This window comes from Kitasatospora sp. NPDC056800 (genome assembly GCF_042789775.1).
In the GTDB taxonomy this organism is placed as follows: domain Bacteria; phylum Actinomycetota; class Actinomycetes; order Streptomycetales; family Streptomycetaceae; genus Kitasatospora.
In genome coordinates, this window is sequence record NZ_JBHUAL010000048.1 from 34,556 (window position 1) to 45,343 (window position 10,788).

Genomic DNA, 10,788 nt, shown 5'->3' on the forward strand with positions numbered 1-10,788 from the left:
CTTCCGGAGGGCCGCCCCACGGTCCTTGTGGCGTCCGCTACTTGTCGCTGTAGGGGGCGTCGTCGTTGAACAGGCGCATCCCGGGGATGCGCAGGGTGCCGCCGAACTGGCCGGCCTGCTTGGCGGTGACGCCGGTCAGCTCCAGGTCCAGCGGGATCGGGATGGAGCCGATCAGGTCGTACAGCCAGCGCGGCAGGGTGTCCGGGGTGAGGGTGATCTCGCCCAGGTCGATCGGGATCGGCAGGCCGAGCACCTTGGAGAGGTGGCCGGACAGCCGCTCCACGTACATGGTGACCGGGCCCTTGCGCATCGTCGAGGTGGAACCCGGGGCGCCCTGGACGTGGAAGGTGACGCCGTTGCCCTCCAGGGTCGACATGTCGAGGTTGTCGATGTCCACGCTGTCGACCACGAACTTCAGGACGCGCTTGCTGCCGGTCACGGTCTTCACGTCGTAGACGCCGTGGAAGGCCGCGCCGTGCAGGGCGAGCCGACTGGTCTTCAGGGTCCAGTTCTGCTCCGGGACGACGTGCCCGGGGGCGGGCGCGCCGGCGGTCAGGCCCCGGGCGTCCACATCGCAGTCGGGGTTCTCGGTCGGCGTGCCGGACGGGCTGCCGGAGGGCGTCGCCGAGGCGTCCGCGGACGGGGTCGCGGAGGGCTTCGGCTTGCCGCTCGCCCTGCCACTCGGCGTGGCGGTGGGCGAGGGCTCGTCGGCGGCGGGCCGGGTCGCGGGCGGCGCGGCCTGCGGGGCGGCGGCCGGGGCCTGCACCGGGGCGTCCGGGTGCGGGGCCTCGGTGTGCGGGGCGGGGGCGGCCGGAGCGGCCGGGCCGGCGGGCGCCGCGGGGGTGGTGGTCGGGGCGCTGGCCGGGGTCGGAGCCGGGCTCGGCGAGCCGTTCGGGGTGAGCAGCCGGTTGACGCCGTCGACGAGGCCGTCGATCAGCCCCGCCCGGGCCGCCGGGCCGGTGGTGGTGGGCGTCGCGGCGGCCGACGGCTTGACCGGCGAGGTCGGCTGCTGGGCCGGGCCGGTGGTCGGTGCGGGGTTCGGCACCGAGCCCGGGTCCGTCGAGGGTCCGGCGGTGGGCGCGGTGCTCGGCGCCGTACTCGGCGCGGTGCTCGGCGCCGTGGACGGGCCCGGCGGCGGCTCGGGCAGCTCGCTCTTGGGCACCGGCGTCTCGACCGGCGCGACGTCCGGCACGGCGGCCGGCGCGGTGCCGCAGGGCTTGCCCGCCGCCGACTCGGCGACCGCCGGGTTGGGCGTGTAGGCGGCGGCCATCAGCAGCGCGGTCGGCACCGCGGCCAGCGCCAGTGCCCGGCCCCTCAGCCGGACCCGTACGGGCGTGCGCGGGGCCGCGTGCCGGCCGGAGCGCTGCGCGGGAACGGTCGTACCGTCGGCTTGCTCGGCCGGCCCGGTCACCGCGCCTCCTCCTGGTCCACGGCGGCGGCCCGCTTCCGGTCCGCGGCGTCGGCCTGCTTCGGGACGGCGGCCGCGGGTTCGGCGGCCTGCGGCCCGCCCTGGGCGGGCAGTTCGGCGGTGGGCGCCTCGACGGCGCCGTCGGTGGCCGGCTCGGTGGCGACGCTCCGCGCCACGGCGTTCCCGGCCGCCGCGTCCCCGGCGCCGCCCTTGGCCCGGCCCCAGCGTCCGCGCCCGGCCGCCTTCGCGGCCTTGGGCTCCGGCAGCGGCGCCCAGGAGACCATCAGCCCGCCGCCGATCAGGCCCGGCAGCAGGGCCAGTCCGAAGCCCCCCAGGTTGGAGACCGGGAGGGAGACCAGCGTCAGCAGCGTGGTGGCGATGCCGGCGAAGACCCGTACGGCCGGCTGGAACCAGGCGGTCAACCCGAGCACGATCAGCAGCACGCCGATGATCAGTGACCCGGCACCCGCCGTGGTGGCCATGGCCACCGTCATGCCGCCCAACGAGAGCTTGGCGTACGGGAAGTACATGATCGGGACGCCGGCGATCATGGCCAGCAGACCGCCGTAGTACGGCCGCGTCCGACGGAACGTACGGAACACCCGGCGCAGCCACTGGGCGGGGTTCTCGTGCTCGGCGGGCCGGTAGGAGGCAAGGGCGCTGGACACGGTGCAGCTCCTCGATGGTGTGAACGAGGGATGGAGGAGACACGGGATCCGGGGACGGCGCACGCACCGTCCCCGGTCCCGCGGGTGCCGTCGGGGCGGGCGGGCCGGGCCCGGCCCGCCGCCGTCAACGGCCTAGTAGCACTCGCCGGAACCGTCGGTGTGCAGCGCGAGCTTCAGGCCCGGGAGCTTGAAGGTGCCGGCCGAGGTGGCCCAGGCGGTCTGCTGCACGTTGTACAGGTCGGCCTTCTCGGCGGCCTGGGCGAAGCCGGTCTGACCGGACGGCAGGCCGCCGAGCTTGGACTTCCAGCCCTGGGTGGCCTCGCCCTTGAGGGTCGACGCCTCCTGGCCGATGTTGATGTTGGAGAACTCGGCGTCGGCGTTCAGCTGGTCGAGGTCGATCAGCAGGTTCTTGGCGTAGACCTGCTTCTTGACGTCCTCGCTGTTGCCGGCCTCCAGACGCAGGATGATCTTGGGCAGCTTCCACGGCAGGCCGGGGATGACGTTGGGGTCGGTCACCACCGACTGGCAGAGGCCCTTGATGGTGGCCTCGTCGAAGGCCGAGACGGCGACCGGGTGCGGCGTGCCGTTCGACTCCGCGTCGATCGAGCCGAACTGGGCGAAGTTCCTGCCGTGCAGCTCCGGCGTGGTGACCTTGAAGCTCTGGCCGGAGACGCTGAACGAAGCCGCCAGCGCGTTGTTGGCGATCGAGACGCCCACCGCGGCGGTGGCCGCGATGCTCGGCACCATCACCAGGGCGAAGCGCTTCCAGCGGGTCTTGCCGTAGGTCTGGGACATGCGAGTCCTCCTTCTAGGACGTACATCTCCGGCTCCCCGGCGGCGCGTCCCGCACCGGTGGGGACCTGGGATGGGAGAGAGCTACGTCCTCGGTAGCGGAGAGCGCCTTGGGCGTCGTCGGACGCGGGAGCGGCCCGCGTGCAGCGGACCTCCCGTCCAAGCACCGGCCGTCCTTGCGGGGCGGCGGGCAGGACCGACGACATCGGCGATCACCCCCGAGCGACAACCAGCGACCGCGCAGGGCCGCGCGGCCGGTCGAAGGACAGGAACCGCCGTGGGACCGCGGATACCCCCCTGCCCTCCCTCCCGCCGGCCGGGGCCGACGGACCGCCCGGTGGGGATCCCGCGCTCCGCGTGGCCGACCGGGGTCGGGGTGTGGAGCCCGGGACCGGGCGTGGCCGATCGTGCTTGAATCCCGGGCGAAGCACAAGAGGTTCCTTACTGACGGGTAATGCAACATCAGGTGGCGTTGATCATGGAATCGACCCGGACCGCACCCTGCGTGACGTCTTGAAGGAAACGTGACGGCGAAATCTGCCGGAAACGCAAGCGAAACACCCGTGGGCGGTCACACAAGGTGACCACCCACGGGTGAAATCAAGATTTGGTAAACCTCTGTTCAGTTGACCGGATTGTCGCCAAATCACCAGCGACACCGCAGGTCATCCGCCGTGCCAGGCAGCGGACCTGATCCGGGCTCAGAACGGGCTCGGGACGGACCGGGAACCGGCCCGGAGCGGGCTCAGAACAGCACGCGCGCCAGCGCCGTACGGGCCGCGACGACCCGCGGGTCCTCCGGGCCGATCACCTCGAACAGCTCCAGCAGGCGCAGCCGGGCGGTGTCCCGGTCCTCGCCGGCCGTCCGCCCGACGGTGGCCACCAGGCGCCCGAAGGCGTCCTCGACGTGACCGCCGACCAGGTCCAGGTCGGCCGCCTTGAGCTGGATCCCGACGTCCTTCGGGTCGGCGGCGGCCGCCGCCCGGACGGCCTGGAGGTCCAGACCCTCGATCCGCTTCAGCAGCTCGGCCTGGGCCAGGCCCAGCTTGGCCTCGGTGTTGCCCGGCTGCTCGGCCAGCACGTTCCGGTAGGCCTGGATGGCACCGCCCAGGTCGCCGGCGTCCAGCGCGTCGTGCGCGGCGGACAGCGCCGGGTCCTCGGGGCGCTGCGGGGCGGCGGCCGGGGCCTCGCCCGGGGCGGCCGCGCCACCGGCCAGGCCGGCCACGCCGAAGCGCTGCTCGGCGACCAGGATCAGCTGGTCCAGGATCTGACGGATGTTGGCCGCGCTCTCCGCGCCCTGGAACAGCGGCACCAGCTGGCCGGCCACCACGGCCATCACGGCCGGGATGCCCTGGATGCCGAACTGCTGGGAGAGCAGCGGGTTGGCGTCGACGTCGATCTTGGCGAGCACGAAGCGGCCGGCGTACTCCTCGGCCAGGCCCTCCAGGACCGGGCTCAGCTGCTTGCAGGGCCCGCACCACTCGGCCCAGAAGTCGATGACGACCGGCACCTCGGTGGAGCGCTGGACGACCTCGGTCTCGAAGGTGTCCTCGGTGACGTCGATGACGAGCTGGTGGGCGGACTGGGCGGGGGCGGCTCCGTCCGCATCGGCGGCGGACGCCTGACGAGCCCGCTCGGCCCGGGCCTGCTCGGCCTTCTGGGCGGCTTCGCCGGCCGCCTTCACTGCGGCGAGGTCGACCGCACCGCGCAGGGCGGAGCTGTTGAGACGCGAATTCCGTGGCTGCATGGCACCATCCTCCCCCGTCCGCGCTGCTCGCGGGCACCAACCTCCGGAAAGTCGCCCCGCGCGGGCCGCGCGGTGCGGGTTCCCGGGCGCCGTGCCCCTCCCCCGGTAGCCTGGACCGTTCGGCGCGGATCCCCACCCGCGCCCGCGCCGCTCCCGTCCCACGGGACGCGGCGCCTGGTTGTCACTGCTTTCGCTACGAGTCGTAGCGTAACTGGAGCCGGTGGCCCGGCCGCAAGCCCCTCCGGTGGTTCGGGGACGTGACCTGCCCCACTTTCCCGGGGTGCCCCGCTGCCCGAACGGACGAACAGTCGCTACCGTTACCAGCCCCACCCAAGTTACTTACCAGTAGAGCGCAAGGAGGCCCGGTGCCGGCCGCCCAGCCCCCAGCGAGCCCGCAGGGCACGCACCAGGACTGCCCGGCGCCCGCGGGCACCGCCCGGGCCAAGGGCCGCCCGCGCAGCGCCGCCGCCGACCGCGCCATCCTCGACGCCACCCGCGAGACCCTGGCCGAACTCGGCTGGGGCGGACTGACCATGGGCCACGTGGCGAGCCGGGCCGGGGTCGCCAAGACCACCCTCTACCGCCGCTGGCCGTCCAAGAACGAGCTCGTGGTGGACGCCGTCGCCACCCTCTTCGACGAGCTGGTGATGCCCGACCTCGGCAGCCTGCGGGCCGACATCGAGGCCGTGGTGGCCCAGTTCGCCGACCTGCTGGCCCGCCCGGAGACCCAGGCCGCGCTGCTCGCGCTGTTCGCCGAGGGCACCCGCGACCGGCAGCTGCGGCGGCGGATCCGCGAGGCCATCGTGGACCCGCAGAAGCGGCTGGTCCGCCAGGGCCGGGCGGCCGCCCAGGCCCGCGGCGAACTGGAGGCGGACACCGACGACACCTCGGCCCGCGAGGAGGTCGACATCATCTTCGACACCATCGCGGGCACCGTCGAGCACCGCGTCCTGGTCAGCGGCGAGCCGATCACCCCGGAGTGGACCCGCCGCTTCACCGACCTGCTGCTCGGACCGATGCTCGCGGGCTGAGAGCACCCCGGCCGGAGACACGGCAAAGCCGCCGTACGGGATCCCGTACGGCGGCTCCGCGTCGGCCGTCGGCCTCAGAACATCGCGTTCTCCTGGTACGTGCCCCACTCCTCGCGCAGCGCGTTGCAGATCTCGCCCAGCGTCGCCTCGGCGCGCACCGCGTCCAGCATCGGCGGGATCATCGACTCGCCCGAGCGCGCCGCCGCCAGCATGGCGTCCAGCCCGGCCCGGACGGCCGCGTCGTCCCGGGCCGCCTTGCGCTCCCGCAGCACCCGGACCTGCTCGCGTTCGACCTCGTGGCTGACCCGCAGGATCTCCAGCTCCGGGGTGACGCTGCGCGGGTGGCAGTTGACGCCGACCACGCGCTTGTCGCCCTTCTCCACCGACTGCTGGTACTGGAAGGCCGCCTCGGCGATCTCCCCGGTGAACCAGCCCTCCTCGATGCCGCGCAGGATGCCGGAGGTGATCGGGCCGATCTCGTGGTCCTCGCGGCCCTTGTCCAGGATCCGCTGGAAGATCGCCTCGGCCTGCTGCTCGATCCGGTCGGTCAGCGCCTCGACGTACCAGGAACCGCCCAGCGGGTCGGCGACGTTGGCGACGCCGGTCTCCTCCATCAGCACCTGCTGGGTGCGCAGGGCGATCTCGGCGGCCTGCTCGGAGGGCAGCGCCAGGGTCTCGTCCAGGGCGTTGGTGTGCAGCGAGTTGGTGCCGCCGAGCACCGCGGCCAGCGCCTCGACGGCGGTGCGGACCACGTTGTTGTACGGCTGCTGCGCGGTCAGCGAGACGCCGGCGGTCTGGGTGTGGAAGCGCAGCCACTGCGCCTTGTCGGTCTTGGCGCCGAAGCGCTCGCGCATCCAGCGGGCCCAGATCCGGCGCGCGGCGCGGAACTTGGCGATCTCCTCGAAGAAGTCCAGGTGCGCGTCGAAGAAGAAGGACAGGCCGGGCGCGAAGACGTCCACGTCCAGGCCGCGGGAGAGGCCCAGCTCGACGTAGCCGAAGCCGTCCGCGAGGGTGTACGCCAGCTCCTGCGCGGCCGTGGCCCCGGCCTCGCGGATGTGGTACCCGGAGACCGACAGCGGCTTGTACGCGGGGATGCCCTCGGCGCAGTAGGCCATCAGGTCGCCGATCAGGCGCAGGTGCGGCTCGGGGGCGAAGAGCCACTCCTTCTGCGCGATGTACTCCTTGAAGATGTCCGTCTGGAGGGTGCCGTTGAGCACCGCCGGGTCCACGCCCTGGCGCTCGGCGGCCACCAGGTACATGCAGAAGACCGGCACGGCCGGGCCGCTGATCGTCATCGAGGTGGTGACCCCGCCGAGCGGGATGCCGTCGAACAGCACCTCCATGTCGGCGGCCGAGTCGATGGCCACGCCGCAGTGGCCGACCTCGCCGAGCGACTTCGGGTCGTCCGAGTCGTAGCCCATCAGGGTCGGCATGTCGAAGGCGACCGAGAGGCCGCCGCCGCCCGCGTCCAGGATCATCCGGTAGCGCTCGTTGGTCTGCTGGGCGTTGCCGAAGCCGGCGAACTGGCGGATGGTCCAGGTGCGGCCCCGGTAGCCGGTCGGGTGCAGACCGCGGGTGTACGGGTACTCGCCCGGCCAGCCGATCCGCTCGAAGCCCTCGTAGGCCTGCCCGGCGGGCGGGCCGTACACCGGCTCGACCTCGTCGCCGGAGAGGGTGGTGAAGTCCGCGTCGCGCTTGCGGGCCTTGTCGTACCGCTGCTGCCAGCGCTGCCGGCCCCGCTCGATCTCCTCGGCGTCCATGATCCCGAACTCCGCTCCGTACGGCCGCCGCGGCGACGGGGCGGCACAGCTAGTAGGACGTCCTAACAATTTACTCGGACGTCCTAGTACTTGTCGATGGACAACCCGCCCGCACGGCCCGCGATCCCCCGAAAGGGACCCGGAATCCGGCCCGGGGGCTCCGGGAGCCGCCCGAACGGGGCCCGGGAACGCCGGAGCGCCCCTCCCCCGGTCGGGGAAGGGGCGCTCTCGCGGAATTCGGGGCCGCGGCTCAGACGCCGGCCGGCTGGCGGGCGCCGCCGCCCGCCGGGAGCTGCTCGGCGGCCTCGCGGGCCACCTTGCGCTCGAAGACGAAGGAGAGGAACGGGATGCAGCCCGCCGCCAGGGTGAGCACCAGCCGGCCCATCGGCCACTTCAGCTTCTGCCCGAGCATGAAGGTCACCACGAAGTACCCGATGTAGAGGTAGCCGTGCAGCATCGCGACGTACGTGGTCACGTCCTTGGCCGCGTCGAAGCCGTACTTCGCGACCATGAAGCCGCAGAACACCAGCAGCGCCGTACCGGTCGCAATGGCCAGGGCCCGGTACCAGCCCAGCAGGGGGGTCGCCTTCATGATCTTCCTCGCCTCGCTCGGCACGGTCCGCCGGTACGCCCGGATCCGCGCACCGCTCACACGAGGGTAGCCGCCTTCACGCCCGGCCCTTCGCAGCCCCCTCGGACGGCTCGGCGAAGTCGCCGGCCGCGATCCGCAGCGGCCTGAGCAGTTCGAACACCTGGTGGCACTGCTCGGCGTCGTACTCCTCCAGCCCGAACTCCATCGCCATCAGCTCCCGGGTCGCCTCCTCGACCACCTCGCGGCCGCGCCCGGTGATCGCGGCCAGCACGCCGCGGCCGTCCAGCGGGTTGGGGCGGCGGGCGACCAGGCCGGCCCGCTCCAGGCGGTCGACGGTGTTGGTGACGCTGGTCGGGTGGACCATGAGCCGCTCGCCGATCTTGGAGAGCGAGAGCTCGCCGGTCCGGCTGAAGGTCAGCAGCACCAGGGCCTCGTAGCGGGCGAAGGTCAGCCCGTACGGCTTGAGCACCGCGTCCACCCGGGAGAGCAGGATCTGGTGGGCGCGCATGACCGAGGTGATCGCCGCCATCGAGGGGACCCCGCCCCAACGGCGGGTCCACAGCTCGTCGGCGCGGGCGATCGGGTCGAAGTCGAGAGCGAGGGGCTTGGCCACCTCCTTACCGTACCGGCGGACGGGACGTGTGCTACCAGGCGTCCTGATGGTGGACAAGCGCAACACGTGGCGGGAACCCGCCAATCGGACGGCCAGGTCCATACCAGGACATTGCGCCGGTGTGAACGCGCGGCAACGGGCCACCGGCGCACCGGGGTTGGCCCCGGAGCGGCCCGGCGCCGCGCCACCAGGCTTCGGTTCGGACGGTAACCCGCTGCAAACCAGGACGATTTGCCCCTTTTGTCCATCCGTTCACATTCCTCCGCCGTGGCGGGACTTGGCCAATTCATGAGCAAGACCTGTCATTTGATTTGCTCGATTGTCATGCTTTCGATCAACCCCGTTCGGCAGCCACCACCCCCACCCACCGGTGGCGAAGCCGCTCAGTCCGCACGGGGCCCGCACGTCAGCGCCCGTTCCGCCCCTCAGGTGCCGTCCCCGGCCCCCGGAACGCCGCGCGACCGCGCCCGCTCGCGGTTTTCCGGAAGGACTCGTTCGTGAAGCGAAAGCTCGCCGCAGTCGCCGTACTCTCCGCCACCGCCCTGCTCACCGGTGTCGTCCAGGTGAGCACCGCAGCCGTCGCGGACCCCGCCCCGCAGTCCCAGGGCGCGAAGCAGCGCGCCGACCTGATCGCCCTGGCCAACGGCCAGGCCGGCAAGGTCGCGCACGCCCTGGCCCTGGGCGGCCAGGAGCAACTGGTGGCCAAGGACGCCGTGGTGGACGCCGACGGCACCCGCCACCTGCGCTACGAGCGCACCTTCGCCGGCCTCCCCGTCCTGGGCGGCGACCTGGTGGTGCACCAGAAGGCCGACGGCTCGACCACCTCGGTGGACAAGGCCACCGGCGCCACCATCGCCCTGCCGAGCCTCACCCCGCAGATCCCCGCCGACAAGGCCGCCGACCAGGCGACCGGCGCCGTGCAGTCCACCGTGGGCATCGCCGCCGACAAGGACGAGTCCCCGCTGACCGCCGTGCACCAGACCGGCAAGGCCGAGCTGGTCGTGTGGGCCACCGACGGCAGCCCGCGCCTGGCGTACCGCACCACGGTCGAGGGCGAGCGCGCCGACGGCACCCCGAGCCGCCAGCTGCTGGTCACCGACGCGGCGAGCGGCGAGGTGCTCTCCAGCCACGAGCAGGTGCGGACCGCCGCCGGCACCGGCAAGGGCGTCTTCGTCGGCTCCGTCCCGCTGACCACCACCCAGAGCGGTTCGAGCTACCAGCTCAAGGACGCGACCCGCGGCGGCCAGGCCACGTACACCCTGAAGGGCAAGACCTCCGGCTCGGGCACCCTGGTCGCCAACACGACCAACAGCTTCGGCAACGGCCTGTCCTCCAACAGCGAGTCCGCCGCCGTGGACGCCCAGTACGGCGCGGCGGTCACCTGGGACTTCTACAAGAACACCTTCGGCCGCAACGGCATCAAGAACAACGGCGTCGGCGCCACCAGCCGGGTCCACTACGGTTCCAACTACGTGAACGCGTTCTGGGACGACTCCTGCTTCTGCATGACGTACGGCGACGGCAGCGGCAACACCCACCCGCTCACCGAACTCGACGTGGCCGGCCACGAGATGAGCCACGGCGTCACCTCCGCCACCGCCAACCTCAACTACTCGGGCGAGTCCGGCGGCCTGAACGAGGCCACCTCGGACATCTTCGGCACGATGGTCGAGTTCTACGCCAACCTGCCCTCCGACAAGCCGGACTACCTGATCGGCGAGTTGATCAACATCAACGGGGACGGCACCCCGCTGCGCTACATGGACAAGCCCTCCAAGGACGGCGCCTCGGCCGACTACTGGTCCTCCACCGTCGGCAACAAGGACGTCCACTACTCCTCCGGCGTCGCCAACCACTTCTTCTACCTGCTCGCCGAGGGCAGCGGCGCCAAGACCATCAACGGCGTCAGCTACAACAGCCCGACCTCCAACAACTCCACGCTCGCGGGCATCGGCCGGGACAAGGCCGCACAGATCTGGTACCGCGCGCTGACCACCTACTTCACCTCCACCACCAACTACGCGGGCGCCCGCACCGGCACCCTGAAGGCCGCCGCCGACCTGTACGGCGCCTCCAGCGCCGAGTACAGCGCCGTCGCCGCGACCTGGGCCGCCGTCAACGTCAACTGACGTACCGCACAGGCGCGTCGGACGCCCGGGGCCTCCGGCAGGAGGCCC

Annotated in this window: 9 protein-coding genes; 2 read left to right on the forward strand and 7 right to left on the reverse strand. The window is 72.5% G+C overall.

Annotated features, from left to right (window positions below):
* Positions 1–37: 37 nt before the first annotated feature.
* The 4 genes from ACFRQN_RS13795 to ACFRQN_RS13810 all read right to left on the reverse strand — a co-directional run bounded on the left by ACFRQN_RS13795 (position 38) and on the right by ACFRQN_RS13810 (position 4,615).
* Complete coding sequence (locus ACFRQN_RS13795; RefSeq protein WP_380740413.1) at positions 38–1,411, reverse strand: hypothetical protein; 1,374 nt, start codon at positions 1,409–1,411, stop codon at positions 38–40.
* A complete protein-coding gene (locus ACFRQN_RS13800; protein ID WP_380740415.1) occupies positions 1,408–2,076 on the reverse strand; it encodes a DUF6114 domain-containing protein in 669 nt (222 codons plus the stop codon). Before ACFRQN_RS13800 ends, ACFRQN_RS13795 begins: the two co-directional genes overlap by 4 nt.
* A gap of 132 nt (positions 2,077–2,208) precedes the next feature.
* Positions 2,209–2,871, reverse strand: coding sequence for a DUF6230 family protein (locus ACFRQN_RS13805; protein WP_049651461.1), 663 nt, complete (start codon positions 2,869–2,871; stop codon positions 2,209–2,211).
* Between the two features lie 742 nt (positions 2,872–3,613).
* Positions 3,614–4,615, reverse strand: coding sequence for a tetratricopeptide repeat protein (locus tag ACFRQN_RS13810; protein WP_380740417.1), 1,002 nt, complete (start codon positions 4,613–4,615; stop codon positions 3,614–3,616).
* 365 nt (positions 4,616–4,980) lie between these two features.
* On the opposite strand from ACFRQN_RS13810, the gene ACFRQN_RS13815 reads away from it, so the two are divergent.
* Positions 4,981–5,646, forward strand: a complete 666-nt coding sequence (locus tag ACFRQN_RS13815) for a TetR/AcrR family transcriptional regulator (protein WP_079271888.1) — start codon at positions 4,981–4,983, stop codon at positions 5,644–5,646.
* A 74-nt stretch (positions 5,647–5,720) separates the two neighbouring features.
* Here the strand turns inward: ACFRQN_RS13815 and ACFRQN_RS13820 are convergent, their stop codons facing one another.
* From ACFRQN_RS13820 to ACFRQN_RS13830, 3 genes are all read right to left on the reverse strand, one after another.
* A complete protein-coding gene (locus ACFRQN_RS13820; RefSeq protein ID WP_049651459.1) occupies positions 5,721–7,406 on the reverse strand; it encodes a methylmalonyl-CoA mutase in 1,686 nt (561 codons plus the stop codon).
* 250 nt (positions 7,407–7,656) lie between these two features.
* Positions 7,657–7,998, reverse strand: coding sequence for a DUF3817 domain-containing protein (locus ACFRQN_RS13825; protein WP_049651458.1), 342 nt, complete (start codon positions 7,996–7,998; stop codon positions 7,657–7,659).
* A gap of 76 nt (positions 7,999–8,074) precedes the next feature.
* Positions 8,075–8,611, reverse strand: a complete 537-nt coding sequence (locus ACFRQN_RS13830; RefSeq protein ID WP_049651457.1) for a MarR family winged helix-turn-helix transcriptional regulator — start codon at positions 8,609–8,611, stop codon at positions 8,075–8,077.
* A gap of 497 nt (positions 8,612–9,108) precedes the next feature.
* Here ACFRQN_RS13830 and ACFRQN_RS13835 point away from each other — a divergent pair, with 497 nt between their 5' ends.
* Positions 9,109–10,740, forward strand: a complete 1,632-nt coding sequence (locus ACFRQN_RS13835) for a M4 family metallopeptidase (protein WP_380740419.1) — start codon at positions 9,109–9,111, stop codon at positions 10,738–10,740.
* Positions 10,741–10,788: the final 48 nt, after the last annotated feature.

Excerpts from the sequence above, each read along its gene's own strand:
- ACFRQN_RS13805 (WP_049651461.1), bottom strand. The coding sequence starts at position 2,871 with ATGTCCCAGACCTACGGCAAGACCCGCTGGAAGCGCTTCGCCCTGGTG.
- ACFRQN_RS13810 (WP_380740417.1), bottom strand. The coding sequence starts at position 4,615 with ATGCAGCCACGGAATTCGCGTCTCAACAGCTCCGCCCTGCGCGGTGCG.
- ACFRQN_RS13820 (WP_049651459.1), bottom strand. The coding sequence starts at position 7,406 with ATGGACGCCGAGGAGATCGAGCGGGGCCGGCAGCGCTGGCAGCAGCGG.
- ACFRQN_RS13825 (WP_049651458.1), bottom strand. The coding sequence starts at position 7,998 with ATGAAGGCGACCCCCCTGCTGGGCTGGTACCGGGCCCTGGCCATTGCG.